The sequence below is a fragment of the Actinoplanes lobatus genome (assembly GCF_014205215.1).
GTDB classification, from domain to species: domain Bacteria; phylum Actinomycetota; class Actinomycetes; order Mycobacteriales; family Micromonosporaceae; genus Actinoplanes; species Actinoplanes lobatus.
In genome coordinates this window covers 4,492,395-4,506,127 of the sequence record NZ_JACHNC010000001.1, presented here as the reverse complement: position 1 = coordinate 4,506,127, position 13,733 = coordinate 4,492,395, and the positions used below count along the sequence as shown (strand labels likewise).

The 13,733-nt window shown below is 68.1% G+C and carries 11 protein-coding genes; 2 read left to right on the top strand and 9 right to left on the bottom strand.

Translation table 11 applies throughout. The annotated features are described in order from the left end of the window. Window positions 1-7: 7 nt before the first annotated feature. From BJ964_RS20805 to BJ964_RS20780, 6 genes are all read right to left on the bottom strand, one after another. Entirely contained in the window at window positions 8-430 is a 423-nt protein-coding gene (locus BJ964_RS20805; RefSeq protein WP_188122220.1) for a hypothetical protein, read from the bottom strand. A gap of 96 nt (window positions 431-526) precedes the next feature. Next, window positions 527-1,312 carry an AfsR/SARP family transcriptional regulator gene (locus BJ964_RS20800; RefSeq protein ID WP_188122219.1) on the bottom strand — a complete coding sequence of 262 codons (786 nt, stop codon included), beginning with the start codon at window positions 1,310-1,312 and terminating at the stop codon, window positions 527-529. Between the two features lie 189 nt (window positions 1,313-1,501). Then, complete coding sequence (locus tag BJ964_RS20795) at window positions 1,502-3,466, bottom strand: right-handed parallel beta-helix repeat-containing protein (protein ID WP_188122218.1); 1,965 nt, start codon at window positions 3,464-3,466, stop codon at window positions 1,502-1,504. 34 nt (window positions 3,467-3,500) lie between these two features. Continuing rightward, entirely contained in the window at window positions 3,501-4,325 is an 825-nt protein-coding gene (locus BJ964_RS20790) for a carbohydrate ABC transporter permease (protein WP_188122217.1), read from the bottom strand. Between the two features lie 3 nt (window positions 4,326-4,328). Beyond that, window positions 4,329-5,315: a carbohydrate ABC transporter permease gene (locus BJ964_RS20785; RefSeq protein WP_188122216.1), complete on the bottom strand. Its 987-nt coding sequence runs from the start codon at window positions 5,313-5,315 to the stop codon at window positions 4,329-4,331. A 2-nt stretch (window positions 5,316-5,317) separates the two neighbouring features. Continuing rightward, on the bottom strand, window positions 5,318-6,607 hold the full coding sequence (locus tag BJ964_RS20780) for an ABC transporter substrate-binding protein (RefSeq protein WP_188122215.1): 1,290 nt from the start codon (window positions 6,605-6,607) through the stop codon (window positions 5,318-5,320). Between the two features lie 241 nt (window positions 6,608-6,848). Here BJ964_RS20780 and BJ964_RS20775 point away from each other — a divergent pair, with 241 nt between their 5' ends. Continuing rightward, the gene (locus BJ964_RS20775) at window positions 6,849-8,360 is read left to right on the top strand and encodes an alpha-N-arabinofuranosidase (RefSeq protein ID WP_188122214.1); all 1,512 of its coding nucleotides are present in this window, start codon (window positions 6,849-6,851) and stop codon (window positions 8,358-8,360) included. Between the two features lie 43 nt (window positions 8,361-8,403). Here the strand turns inward: BJ964_RS20775 and BJ964_RS20770 are convergent, their stop codons facing one another. Beyond that, window positions 8,404-9,609, bottom strand: a complete 1,206-nt coding sequence (locus BJ964_RS20770) for a pectate lyase (RefSeq protein WP_188122213.1) — start codon at window positions 9,607-9,609, stop codon at window positions 8,404-8,406. A 150-nt stretch (window positions 9,610-9,759) separates the two neighbouring features. Continuing rightward, a complete protein-coding gene (locus BJ964_RS20765) occupies window positions 9,760-12,072 on the bottom strand; it encodes a glycoside hydrolase family 9 protein (protein ID WP_188127062.1) in 2,313 nt (770 codons plus the stop codon). Window positions 12,073-12,258: 186 nt separating this feature from the next. Between BJ964_RS20765 and BJ964_RS20760 the strand changes: the two genes are divergently transcribed. Continuing rightward, a complete protein-coding gene (locus BJ964_RS20760; protein ID WP_188122212.1) occupies window positions 12,259-13,377 on the top strand; it encodes a cellulose binding domain-containing protein in 1,119 nt (372 codons plus the stop codon). 8 nt (window positions 13,378-13,385) lie between these two features. Here the strand turns inward: BJ964_RS20760 and BJ964_RS20755 are convergent, their stop codons facing one another. Next, complete coding sequence (locus BJ964_RS20755) at window positions 13,386-13,649, bottom strand: hypothetical protein (RefSeq protein WP_229806988.1); 264 nt, start codon at window positions 13,647-13,649, stop codon at window positions 13,386-13,388. Window positions 13,650-13,733 lie beyond the last annotated feature (84 nt).

Here is a 13,733-nt window from a genome sequence, read left to right as displayed (position 1 = left end):
GCCGCGATCAGCACGCCCACGTGTGCGTGGACATGACCCTGTCGTAGGTGGTGCCGATCAGGCTCCGCCCCGGGGAGCCGGGGGTGATCCTGACGACCTTGGTGCTGTTGGCGATGGTGCCGGGGTTGTTGCCCCAGACGGCGGTACACGAGGTGCCCATGGTCGTGAGCCCTCGGCTGTTGTCGTTGACCACCGCTCCGGTGCGCGGGTAGTAGTTGTTTCGGAGGTCCGTGTCGGTGCCCTCGTAGTCCCAGCCGGCGGTCTCCCAGATGTCGCCCTGCCAGATGCAGGACTCGGAGGACTCGCAGGTGCCGTTGAAGTTGGTGTTCGCGGACGCCGGCGTCGACGTCGCGAACAGGGCGGCACTGGACGCCAAGCCGGTGACGGCTACCGCGCGCACCAGGCGCGCGGTCGAACTGGTCTGAGACAACCTGTCTCCCTTCCCCGTGCGGAGCGGGGTCGCTCCGCCTTCCCATGAGCCTCGGACCGCCCCGTAGGTTGGGAGGCAAGCCGGGCATAAGTAACGTCAGGCGACACTGCGCGGGCGCTGGGTGATCAAGTTCAGGAGCTGTTCGGTCGACCGGCCGCCCCGGAGCAGTTCCCGCTGGAGCCGTTCGAGGCCCGGCGCGTGCAGGCCGGTCTCCTTCACGAGATGGTGGCGGGCCTGCCGGAACGTGATGGAGGTGGCTTCCACCAGCCGCCCGCTGAGCGCCTCGGCGACCATGAGCTGCAACCAGAACCGTTCGCGGTTCGGATGGAGCTCGGCCAGCCGCCGGGCCCGGGGCAGGGCGAACTCGATCTGCCCCGACTCCAGGCTGGCCAGCACCAGCGTCTCCTCCGCCTGGAAGCGCAACTCCTCCAGATAGGCGGCCTCGGCGCGCAGCGAATGCACGTCCGCCACGTCCGGCATGGCGTCGGCGCCGCGCCACAGATCGAGCGCCGCGCGGGCGGTCCGGGCGGCGCCGGCGGAATCCCGTGGCCACCGGCGCCGTGCCTCGTCCAGCAGCTCGCGGAACCGGTAGGCGTCGACGGCGCAGCGGTCCGGTGCGATCCGGTAGCCCGCCGCGCTCGTCGGCAGGGTCCGCTCGGTCTCGTGCCGCAGAGCGCCGCGCAGCACCCGGATGTGCGAGCGCACCATCTGCGGCGCGTGGGACGGCTGGACATCGCCCCATATCGATCGGACGAGCTGGCCGGTGGACACCGGCCGCCCGGCCGCCACGACCAGCAGCGCGAGCACCTTGCGGCACTGCAACTGGAGGTCGACCTTCACCCCGTTCGGCCTCAGGACCTCGACCGGTCCGAGAATTCCCACGTCAGGCCATTCTTGATCTCCGCTCACCGCCCAGACCCCCGTCTCGATGGCACATTGATCACGGAGAATACACAGAGGACGGATGCCGTGGTGACCCGTCGGTAACAGAGCATCACGCGAGCTGGGCCGGCATCGAGAACCCCGAGTTTCTCGATGCCGGCCCAGCTCCGCGCGGGCGGTGTGTGATCGTCACCAGACGCGCAGGCGGCCGCTTCCCGCGGTGAGGTCGGCGAGCGGGCCCGCCGCGTACGTCCGGCCCTGCTCCTTGTGCAGGCCGGTCAGGTCGGTGTCGATGACGGCGGGGCTGCCGTCACGCTCCTCGAACTCGGCGTCGGCGAACCGGACCCGCTCCAGGTCGCGGCCGCCGATCGGGGCGAGGCCGGCACCGTCGAAGCCGTCCGGCAGGTCGGTCACCAGGTAGACCTCGTCGCCTTCGGTGACGACCCTGGCGGACGCGCCGCCCAGGGTCACCGGGTCGCGTTCCCCGGCGAACGGGCGGGCGCCGGCGGCGTAGACGTTGCTCCGGGCGTACACGGCCTGTTTGACGTTGAGGAATTTCTGGTGGTCACCTTGCGGCTGCTCGTCGATGCGCTGGAGGTACTCCGCGAACGACGCCGGGTAGGCGTCGTAGCCTGCGGTGCCGGCGAAGGCCGGGGACATGCCTTCGGGCATGGCCCCGTAGGCCGTGTCCCGGTCGCCGCCGACGAACAGATTGCCGATCCACCGGTCGTCGCCGCCGACGATGAACGCGTAGCCGGCCACCTGGGTGCTGTGCGGGCGGTGGTACGGCGTGGCCCGGTCCATCACCGGCTCGGCCCACACCGTGCCGCAGAGCAGGTTGTTGACGAACGCCCCGCCCTGGCTCCACAGCTCCAGCGACGCGGGTGACGCCAGGATGTTGTGGTCGACCAGGTACGGCCCGTGGCTGACCTCGATGAACAGGTCCCGGTTGTTGTCGTGGTAGACGTTGCGCGAGACCCGGGTGCCCTGGGTCTGCCAGTCCAGCCAGGTGCCGAGCGAGCAGTCGTGGATCCGGTTGTGGCGGATCTCCACGTCGATGGCGGCGTGCAGTTTGATGCCGCCGATCTCGTAGCCGTAGAACTCACGCCTGATCGCGATGTGGTGGATGTGATTGTCCTCGATGGTGGAGAACACGCAGCCCAGGTGACCGACGATGCCGTTCTGCCCGCAGTCGTAGATGTGGTTGCGGCGGATCACGTGCGACCCGATGTGCTCTCGGTCCCAGCCGATCTGCCGCGCCGAGAACACCGCCTCCAGCTGGTACTGGTAGCCGGGCTTGTCACCGCGTTCGGTGGCCCAGTTGTGGCCGGTCGACGCCTCCTTGCCGATCGAGATCGCCGAGCACTTCGCGTCGTGGATGACGTTGTCCTCGATGATCCAGCCCTTGGCCCAGTTCGGGCCGATCAGCCCCGGCTGGTCGGCGGTCGGCGGCGTCCACGGGGTCGCCGCCTGCGCCAACTCGAAACCACGCACGGTGATGTAGTCCAGGTGCGGCACCAACGGATAGAACACCGACCGGCGTACGTTGATCTCGACCAGCTCGGTGTTCGGGTCGGCGCCCTGGAAGTTCGCCCAGATCGTCGTCGCCTCGGCACCGACCTCCGCGTACCAGACCAGCAGGGTCTGCTCCGGGTCGCGGACGGCGTCGGTGACACCGGTCCAGTTGTCGATCATGTCGATGCGCTTCTCCGGAGCGGACACCTCGGCGCGGGAACCGGCCTCGTAGAAGCTGAGGCCGTTGAGGTAGACGTCGCCCAGGTGCTTGCGGGGCTCCTTGCCGGCGTGCACCACCCAGTCGCCGGCGAGCTCCTCGGCGTACGGATTGAAGTCACCGAAAAGCGTGTTGGGCACGCTCGCCCGCCACACCGTCCCGCCGTCGTTCTCCCAGCCGGTGACCCGCTCCGAACCCTTGATGACGACGTGCTCGCCGTCGGCTACCTGATAGGTGATGCGGCGGCTGTCGCTGAGGCCGCCCCGCCGAGGGGTGACCCACTCGCGGTACTCACCGGCGTGCACGATCACGGTGTCGCCGGGCCGGGCCAGGGCGGCGGCCCGGTTGATGGTCCGGAACGGCCGCCCTTCCGTACCGTCGCCGTCGTCGGATCCGGTGGTGGCCACGTGCAGCGATGTCATGTCGGTTGCCTTTCTGTCGTCACGTTGGGCCGGCTCATCCCTTGACCGCACCGGTGAGACCGCCGACGATGCGGCGTTCGAACAGGCTGAAGAACACCAGGGCCGGAATCATCGACAACGAGGTGAACGCGAGAACCTTGGCCGTGTCGACCGAATATTCCGACGCGAACGCCTGTACGCCCAGGGGCAGGGTGAAGGTCTCCTGATCGTTGAGGATGAACAGCGGCAGCAGGTAGCTGTTCCAGCTGTTCACGAACGCGAGGATGCCGGTGGTGATCAGGCCCGGCACCGACAGCGGCAGGACCATCCGCCAGAAGAAGCCGAGCCGGCTGCACCGGTCGATGGCGGCGGCCTCCTCGATCTCCCGGGGGATCGCCCGCAGGAACGGGACCAGGATGATGATGGTGGTGGGCAGCCCGAAGGCGATCTGCGGGAGGATCACGCCGGGCAGCGTGTTCACCAGGCCCAGATTCTTGACCAGGATGTAGAGCGGCGTGATGGCGACCGTCGCGGGGAACATGAGACCCGCGGCGAACAGGGCGTACATCGCTCCCCGGCCGCGGAACCGGTAGCGGGCCAGCACGTAGCTCGCCATCACCCCCAGCCCGACGACGCCGATGGTGGTGACCACGGCCGCGATCGTCGAGTTGCCGACCTGGCGCCAGAAGGTCTCGCCGGCCAGCACGTCGGTGTAGTTGCTGAACACCCACGGGTCGGGCAGGCCCGCCGGGTCGGTGGTGATCTGCGAGTTGGTACGGAAGCCGCCGACGATGATGTAGAGGACGGGTCCGAGCATGAGCCCGATGAGCATCAGGGCGCCGACGTAGACGACCGGATTGCCCTGCCGGGAGTTTGTCATTTCCTACTGCCCTCCGGTGAGCGCGCCCTCGGTGTCCCGGCGCAGAACGAAACGCTGGTAGACGAGGGCGATGAGCATCGAGATGAGGAAGAGGACCACGGCCACGGCGTTGCCGTACCCGTAGTTGCCGGCGTTGCGGCCCTCGGTGACCATGTACGTCGCCATCGTCGAGGTGCCGGCGGTCGACGCGACGTACTGGCCCCAGATGATGTAGACGAGGTCGAACAGCTGCAACGCGCCGATGATCGACAGGAACGCCCAGATCCGGATGGTCGGGCCGAGCAACGGCAGGGTGACCCGCCACTGGGTCTGCCAGTAGGTGGCCCCGTCGACCGCGGCCGCCTCGGACAGTTCCTCCGGGATGTTCTGCATGCCGGCCAGGAACAGGATCACCGCGAACCCGATGTACTTCCAGGTGAGGATGAGTATCAGGGTCCAGAGGGCGAGGTCCGGATTCGCGAGCCAGTCCTCGGCCAGCCAGCCGAGACCGATCGACCGCAGGACGTCGTTGACCGCGCCGTTGGTCTGGAGCATGAGACTCCAGGCTGTCCCGACGATGACCTCGGAGATGACGTACGGAACGAAGATCAGCACCCGGATGATCGACTGGCCGCGCATCCGGTGGTTGAGCAGCAGGGCGAGGCCGAGGGCGATCGGGCCCTGGAACAGCAGCGACAGCACGACGATCTGGCCGTTGTGCAACAGCGCCTCGTGGAACGCGGTGTCCTGGAGGATGGTCTTGTAGTTGTCGAGGCCGACGAAGTCGGTCGGCGGCCCGAAGCCCTTCCACCGGTAGAAGCCGTAGTAGGCGGCCATCAGCACCGGGAAGATGACGAAGCCGGCGAACATGAGGATCGCGGGGCCGGAGAGCACCGCGATCTCGAGTCGCTGGGCCCAGCCGATGCCGCGCCGGCGGGGCCGCGACGGGGGCGCCGGCTTTACGCCGCCCCCGTCGCGGACCCGGTCGGCGACTGTGAAGCTGCCGGCCACTATCAGCCCTTCTTGGCCGCGTCGTTCACGGCCTGGATGATCCCGGCGACGTCACCCTTGCCGGCGAGCAGGTTCACGACGCCGACGTTCAGGGCGTTGCCCACGTTCTGGCCGTAGATGGTGTCGAGCCACTGCGAGACGTACGGCGCCTTGTTGTAGGCGTCGAGAACCGCCTTGAGGTAGTCCTCGGTGACCGCGCCCTGGGCGTCCTTGCTGACCGGCAGCGCGTTGAAGGCCTTGTAGTAGCCCTCCTGCACGTCCTTGGTGAGGATGTAGTTGAGGAAGTCGGAGCACTCCTTCGGCGCGTCGGCCGAGCACGAGTAGCCGTCGGTACCGCCCATGATCGCGGCCGGGTCGCCCTGGCCGCCGGGGACCGCCGGGAACGGGAAGTAGCCGAGGTCGGGCAGCGGCTTGGTGTCCTTGGTGAGGGAGGCGATCACGCCCGGGTCCCACGCGCCCATCAGCTCCATGCTGGCCTTGTAGTTGGCGACCAGGCCGGCCGAGCTGCCCGCGCCCTGCTGGGCGGAGGTGGTCAGGAAGCCCTCGTTGAACGGTTTGGTGTCGGCGAACGCCTTGAGGTTCTCGCCGGCCGTGGTCCAGCAGGGGTCGCCGAAGTTCTTGTCCTTGGCGGCGGCGTCGAGCGCGGCCGGCGTGCAGGCGCGCAGCGCGAAGAAGTAGTACCAGTGGGCGGCCGGCCAGGCGTCCTTGGCGCCGAGGGCGATCGGCGTGCCGTTGGCCTTGAGCTTGGTGACAGCCTGGTTGAGCTCGTCGAGTGTGGTCGGCGGGGTGGTGACTCCCGCCTTCTGGAAGACGTCCTTGCTGTACCAGAGACCCCCCGGCAGGATCGAGACCGGTACGGCGTACGCCTTGCCGTCGACCTGCCCGGTCTTCAGGGCCGCCTCGCCGACCGCCGCCTTGGTCTCGGCGGTGATGTCGGCGGTGATGTCCTTGAGCTGTCCCGCCTCCACCATCGCGGCCATCTTGCCGCCGCCACGCTGGAGGAAGATGTCGGGCGCCGAGCCGGAGTTCAGCGCGGTCTGGAGCTTGCCGTCCAGGTCCTCGTTCTGCACCTGCTGAATCTTGATCTTGACGGTCGGGTGGGCGGTCTGGAAGTCGGCCACCGTCTTGTCCCAGAAGGCCTTGCCCGGACCGGTCGTGGCGTTGTGCCAGAAGTCCATCGTGACGTTACCGCCCGAGTCCGGGCCGCCGTCGTCGTCGCCGGTGCATGCGGTCAGCCCCATGGCGGCCAGTGCTACCGCGGCAGCCACCGCGAGGGTCCTCTTATGTGTCATGAAAGCCTCGTCTCTCGCGACCGAAAGTTTCGGAGAAATTCCGGAAGATGCCGCCAAAGTTAAGAAGAGAGCTGAGCCCTGTCAAGGCGTTCGGCGTGACCCGATGTCACACGTACGTAACGGCAATCAACTGATTACCGCCTCAAATATGGCGCACGAGAGGATGGAAGCCCACGGAACTTTCGCTGGACTTCCGAAGGAAACGGCCTAAGCTGAGGGCCACTCTCGCGGAGGGCAGCGCATGACCATCGAAGCCGTCATCAACGTGGACCTCGACGGCCCGAAGATCAACCGACATGTGTACGGGCACTTCGCCGAACATCTGGGCCGCTGCGTCTACGGCGGGTTCTACGTCGGTGAGGACTCCAGCGTTCCGAACGAGGGCGGCATCCGGCTCGACGTCGTCGAGGCGTTACGGGAGCTGGACATCCCGAATCTGCGCTGGCCGGGCGGCTGTTTCGCCGACGAGTACCACTGGCGCGACGGGATCGGGCCCCGCCCCGGGCGTCCCACGATGGTCAACACGCACTGGGGTGGCGTCGAGGAGAACAACCACTTCGGCACCCACGAGTTCATGGCCCTGTGCGAGCTGCTCGGCGCGGAGCCGTACATCAGCGGCAACGTCGGGTCCGGGACCGTCCGGGAGATGAGCGAGTGGGTCGACTACCTGACCCGCGACGGCGACTCCCCGATGGCCCGCCTCCGCAAGGCCAACGGCCGCGAACAGCCGTGGAAGGTGCGGTTCTGGGGGCTCGGCAACGAGGCGTGGGGCTGCGGCGGCAACATGACCGCCGTCCAGTACGCGGCGGAGGCCCTGCGGTACGGCACCTACTGTCGCGGCAACGACCTCTACAAGATCGCCGCCGGGGCGAACGCCTTCGACTTCGCATGGACCGAGACGCTGATGAAACAGGTCGGGCACCTCGGCTGCCGGCGGGTCACCAGCACTGCCTACCACGCCCTCTCCGTGCACTACTACACGATCACCGGCCCCAGCTGGGACGAGAAGGGCTCGGCCACGGCCTTCGACACCGGGGAGTACTACCGGACCATGGTGTCGGCGGCCCGTGTCGAGGAACTGCTCGCCGGGCACGCGGCCGTGATGGACTGCTACGACCCGAACCGGAACGTGGGCCTGGTCCTGGACGAGTGGGGCACCTGGTTCGACGTCGAGCCCGGAACCAACCCCGGATTCCTCCACCAACAGAACACCCTGCGCGACGCGCTGGTGGCGAGCGTCCATTTCGACGTCTTCCACCGGTACGCCGACCGGCTCGTGATGGCGAACATCGCGCAGACGGTCAACGTGCTCCAGGCGATGATCCTCACCGACCCGGACTCGCACGCCATGGTCCTCACCCCCACCTACCACGTCTTCCGGATGAACCGCGGCCACCAGGACGCGACGTCGCTGCGGGTCGACCTCCGCGGCCCGCTGCCGTCCCGGCCGGTCGGCGACGCGACGCTGACCACCGTCTCGATGTCGGCCAGCCGCAGGGACGGGCGGCTGCTGGTCTCGTTGTCGAACCTGGACGCGGACTCGCCCGCCGACGTGGAGATCGACCTGCGCGGAGGCACTGTTCACGAGCTGGGCGCGCTGATCCTGACAGCGGCGGCACCGGGAGACCACAACACGCCGCGGTCGCCGTCGACGGTGGCGCCACGGCCGTACGACGGGGTGTCCGTGGCCGGCGGCCGGCTGCGGGCGCACCTGCCGCCGCACTCGTTCGTCACCGTGAGCGGCACCCTGTGATGAGAACGGGCGCCCACCGTGAGGTGGGCGCCCGTGGCACTGGCTACTTACGGGTGATGTCGCTCTGGGTGACCTTGCAGTTGCTGTCGTTCCAGCCCTCGCCGAGGTACTTCGGCTCGCTGCCCTTGGCCACGCCCTGGTACTTGCCGCACACCACCGCACTGGAGGCGTTGGTCAGGGTGACGCGGGTGATGGTGGCGGTGTCGCCCCAGTTGCTGTTGATGCCGGCAACCATGTCGATGTCGTTCAGCAGCACGTTGTCAATCTTGACGTGACGCTGGTACGAGTTGGTGCAGTTGCCGCAGCCGCGGTACAGCTTGCCGGAGCCGCTCAGGTAGAAGCCGGAGATGCTGACCGTGCCGTTGCCGTTGTGCTGGAAGGTCTTGTCGCTGCCGGACTTCGCGCCGCCGCCGATGACGTAGCTGGTGCCGCCGCCGGTTCCCTTGAAGGTCGCGGCGTCCTCGCCGATGTCGTTCCACCACACGTTCCTGATCGTGCAGGTGCCCTCGCAGTGCACGCCGTCACCGGCGGGCGAGCCGATGATGACGTTCTGGAGGGTGCCACCGTTGGCGATCTTGAACATCGGGTCCTGGGACTCGCTCTGCGACCCGTCACCGATGCAGCAGTAGGTCTTCATGCCACCGTCGAAGGTGCCGGACACGTTGACCGTGGCGGAGATCGACACCGTGCCGGCCGAGGACGGCCACGCACCGGTCGGGGTGCCCGGGTTGCTGGTCGGGCTCGTGGTCGGAGTGGTGGTGGGGCTGGTGGTCGGGGTCGAGCCGCCGCTGGCGTACGTCTCGAACTCGGAGATCCGCGGCGCGGCGGACGCGCTGGTGATCTCGAAGGTCAGCTTCTTCAGCGACGTCGAGGAGAACGTGATGGTGCTCGGGCTCCCGCTGCCGCTGGCCAGGGAGGCTCCGGTGTCGGCGTTGAGCACGCGCCAGGCGCTGATCGAGCCGCCGCCGGAGGCCTGCCGGATGACGGCCGAGGACACCGTCGTGGCGCTGCTCCACTTGACCGAGACGTAGCCGGTCGCGCTGGCCGGCGACCAGTAGGTGGCGGTGTCGCCGTCCCGGACGTTGCCGTAGCTGGTGCCGCTGGCCTTGCTGGAGCCGTCCGCACCCGCGCCGAGGCTGAGGTTGTCGGCGGCGAACGCCTGGACCGACGGCAGCGCCAGCGCGATCGCGGCACTCGCGGCCGCGGTCGCTCCGACGGCTATCCACCGTACGACGACTGGACGTTTCATCAGTTGCTCACCTTCGTCTGGGGATCGGGTCGCGCCTTCAAGCGGGGGGAAAGCGCTTTCCTCGGCACGATAGAGGCTGATCGATGTAAAGACAAGAAGCGGCGGTGGGGGCCGAAGAGGCCCCCACCGCCGGGCTGATCAGTTTCAGACTCAGGCCGTGGCGCAGGCCGTTCCGTTGAGGGTGAACGTGGTGGGCGGCGGGTTCGAGCCGGTGTGGGTGGCGTTGAAGCCGAAGCTGACGGTGCCGCCCGCCGGCAGGCTCCCGTTCCAGGAGGCGTTCGTGGCGGTCACCTGCGTACCGGACTGGGTGACCGTCGCGGACCAGGCCTGCGAGACCTTCTGGCCGGCGGTGTACGGGAAGGTCAGCGTCCACCCGTTGACCGCGGTGGACCCGTTGGTGATCGTCACGGTCGCGGTGAAGCCGCTGCTCCAGTCGTTCGTGGAGTAGGCGATCCGGCATCCGGCGGGGGTGGACGGGGACGGTGAGACGGACGGGGATACCGACGGGGAGGCCGAGGCCGACGGCGAGGCGGAGACCGATACCGACGGCGAGGGCGACGGGTTCGTGCCGCCCGGCACCGCTCCCCACACCAGCGCCGACCCGTCGAACAGCGGCACACCGGCGTTCGGGCCGGCCGCCGCCTGGTACGACGGGTCGTCGGACGGGTCCCACACCCCACCCTCGGCGACACCGATCTTGAGCTGGACCTCCATCCGGTGCGCGGACTGCCCGGCCGGCGCGATGGTGTACCCGGTGCAGTCCACCTCGACGTACCAGACGTCCCCGGAGTGCTGCTTGGCCGTGGTCGGTCCCGGACATCCCTGGGTGTAGGGCGAGCTGATCTGCAACGCCGACGCGTCGTCACGGGTGAAGTAGTAGCGGAACTTCCCGGTGGTCAGTGCCCGGGCCGGGAACGCCGACTTGTTGTAGACGATCACCTTCACCCCGGTGGACCGGGTCTCGTTCTGCATGACCGTCGTCTCGACCGACAGCTCCGGGATGTCCGGAGTCTCAGCGACGGGGAAACCGGTCAGCGCCGCACCGCCGTACTCGCCGTACAACCGGGCCACGGCCGAGGTGAACCCGGCGTTGTAGTCGGTCGCCACCTCGTTCATCACGTAGTCGCCACGATTGTCGGTGTAGGCGTCATCCGGCGACGACGGTCCGCCGACCAGTGCCCCGTACAGGACATGTCTGGTCTCGACCGGCACCTGCTGGCTGTCCCACCACGAGCCGTGCGCCGTACGGTGATGGGGGTTCTTGGGGGAATCGGCGCCGAACCCGATCACGTAGCTGGAGCCGCGCGGGTTGTCGCCGAGGGCGTAGTTGATCTGCCGCACCGCGAAGTCGTGGTAGCGCAGCTTGCGGGTGGCGTCGCTGAGGTGGTCGCTGTGCACGAGCGCGACGAACGCGGTGTTGGCGGCGTAGCGCAGCGCGCCCCACGAGTCGACGACCACCATGCCGCCCGGTGACGTGCGGACCTTCTCACCGTTGACGCCGACGGTGAACCAGTCGAGCCAGCGGTTCGCGTCGTCGAGATACTTCTGCTTGCCGGTCAACTGGGCGAGCAGCACATAGTTGCCGTACTGCTTGTTGTCCCAGTTGATCGTCCACTTGTACATCTTGGTGGTGGTCTGGTTCTCGTTGCCCTGCGCGTCGTACCCCGCCTCGGCCTTGGCCAGGTAGGTCGCGTCGCCGGTGGCCCGGTGCAGCCAGATCGCGCCCCACACCAGCTCGTCGGCGTAGCCGCTCCAGGACCGGTAGAACGACGTCGCGTCGGTGATGCACTCGTGGTAGCTCTTCCGCACCCGGTCGGCGAACGAGTAGAGCTGCTTCGCGTGCGTGAGCAGGGTGTCCGCGTAGGCCGGGTCGGTCGGGCGGAAGACCATCGAGCTCGCTGCCATCGCGGCCGCCGTCTCCGCCGCCAGCTCGCTGCCACCACAGGTCGCATCGATCTTGTACGCCGGGCGCGCCATCGGGAGCACCTCGGCCGGTCCCCACCACTTGTGGTCGTCGTCGCCCTTGCCGACCTGCCCGTACAGCACGTCGGCCGACGGGTGCGCCTTGATGAAGTAGTCGTTGGGCACGCGCAGGTTGTTGAGCAGGTGGGTGAGCTGCCCGGAGCCGGCGTAGGCGTCCCGGTTCTCCACGGCGCCCCAGGCCAGCATGGTGGTGGTGAAGGCCATCGGGAGGCCGAACTTGACGTGGTCGCCGGCGTCGTACCAGCCGCCGGTCAGGTCGAGCCCGGCGCCGGCGCCGTCGGTCATCGCCGAGTCACCGCGCCAGGACACCCGGTTCCAGGCCGGCTTCTTCCCGGACACCTGGGCCTCGTAGAACAGCAGCGATTTCTGGAGCACCTCGCCGTACCGGTAGGGCGCGGCGGCCGCATCGGACGGGACGGCGGTCCAGAGCAGGCCGGCGCTGAGCGCGACGGCCGTCAGAACGGTGGTCAATTTTCTCATCATGGCGGGCCCCACCTCGCGAGACAGTGACCGACATCGTTTCATGGGAGCGCTCCCAATTACAAGATTGTGTCCACGGTGTTAGCATCCGACCACTGCCGCATCGATGTCCGTGGAAGTCGCGATCCCCACGTCGAAGCGCTTCGACGACGCCGTGCGGTTCCCCCTACCCGAGATGGGAAGCACATGAGAAGACGCAAGATCGCGCTCTCCGTGACCGCGGCGGCGCTGCTCACCAGCGCGGCGGCCGTCGCCACCGCCCTCCCCGCGTCCGCCGCGGCGGGCTGCCGGGTCGCCTACACCGTGAGCAGCTCGTGGCCCGGCGGCTTCGGCGCCAACGTCACGATCACCAACCTGGGCGACCCGCTCACCTCGTGGACGCTGGTCTGGTCCTACTCGGCCGGCCAGACGGTCACCCAGGCCTGGAACACCAGCCTCACCCAGAGCGGCTCGACGGTCACCGCCAAGAACGCCGGCTACAACGGCTCGATCGCCACCAACGGGACCGCGTCGTTCGGATTCAACGGCTCATGGACCGGCAGCAACCCGGTGCCCACCGCCTTCACCCTCAACGGCACCGCCTGCACCGGCACCGTGACCAACCCGACCACCACGCCCACCAGCTCGCCGACCACCTCGCCGCCGTCCACCGGGGTGCCGTCCGACGCGGTCTGGTCCGGCTCCGGGCAGTGGGACAACTGGACCAGCAACGGCTACACCGTCTACAACAACATCTGGGGATCCGGCGCCGGCACGCAGACGGCCTGGGCCCGGACGCCCAGCAACTGGGGCGTCATCGCCAACCACCCGCGCACCAGCGGCATCAAGTCCTACCCGAACGTGAGCTACACGCTCAACCGGACGCTGAGCTCGCTGAGCACGCTCAGTAGCTCGTACAACGTGACGGTGCCGGCCGACGGTGACTACGAGACCTCGTACGACATCTGGGCCAACAACAACGCGTACGAGATCATGATCTGGACCAACAAGCAGGGCGCGGTGGGCCCGATCGCCGAGTCGTACGACTCCAACGGCGCGGTCCCGACCGCCCGGGACGTCACCGTCGGCGGCGCCACCTGGAACATCTACCGCGGCTCCAACGGCGCCAACGCGGTCTACTCGTTCGTCCGTACGTCCAACAGCAACTCCGGCACGCTCAACGTGCTCGCCATGCTGAACTGGCTGCGCACCAACAACTGGTGGGGCGACGTGACCCTGGGCCAGTTCCAGTTCGGCTACGAGATCTCCGGCACCGCCGGCCAGGCCGCCTTCACCACCAACAGCTACAACCTCAGTTTCAGCTGACCCGCGGATCAGTAGGCCCGCGGCGCACCCGTGCCGCGGGCTCCCCGCGTGCGTGAGTAGGCGCTGGCCACCAGATGTGTCAGGTCGAGCAGGCCGGCGAAGACCACCCAGAACCACTCCCAGCCGACGAGACCCACGCCCGGCGTGTAGAAGATGACGTAGAGCAGCGTCGCGAACGGGAAGAAGATCAGGCCCAGCAGCGGCCAGATCCACCCCTCGAAGGCGGCGTCGACCAGTCTCGGCCGCACCAGCCAGATGATGAACAGAGCCAATCGCGGGAAGATCCCCGCGAAGATGGCGAACAGGCAACCCATCTGTACCCCGCTTCCTCAAGGAGCCCAGACTGCGGCGGCTCT